The organism is Gangjinia marincola (assembly GCF_039523415.1).
GTDB classification, from domain to species: domain Bacteria; phylum Bacteroidota; class Bacteroidia; order Flavobacteriales; family Flavobacteriaceae; genus Gangjinia; species Gangjinia marincola.
This window is the reverse complement of sequence record NZ_BAAAFG010000011.1, coordinates 1-537: the sequence shown is the minus strand read 5'-3', so window position 1 is coordinate 537 and position 537 is coordinate 1. Positions and strand designations below refer to the sequence as shown.

Below are 537 nucleotides of genomic sequence, written 5' to 3'. Positions count from 1 at the left end.
TAAAAGCCAATGTTACTGTAGATACCGATGGTGATGATTTGTTGGATTGTTATGATCTGGATAGTGATAATGATGGTTGTAGTGATGCCAATGAGGCCTACAGTGATCCCACTGCAGATGGTGGCGATGGCGGTGAGTACGGTACCGGAGTGCCTCCTGCAACAAATCCTGATGGGAGTGTCATAGCAGCAAGTTATCCCGGTACGAATGCGATGGTGATTGATGCAAATGTCTTGACAGTATGTACTATCGAAGATTTTGACAATGATGTGGTAGAAAACAGCGACGATGTTGATGATGACAATGATGGGATTTTTGATGTAGTAGAATGTGGTGTAATCAGGACTTGGGATACAAATGGGAGTAGTGCAGGAACAGGGAATCAACAGGCATTTTTAGATTCAGATGTTTGGGCTACAGATATTACTCTATCAACCGTTGGTGGTCAGTTTACAGGTACAGGGGACGATCGTTATATTGCCATTAATGAAAGAACAGGTGGTAATGGTACGTATACCATTAGTTTTGATGATGCTC

General features: G+C 42.6%; 1 pseudogene. It reads left to right on the top strand.

The annotated features are described in order from the left end of the window. Positions 1-537 (top strand): annotated as a pseudogene (locus ABD000_RS04630) (hypothetical protein); the annotation flags it as partial.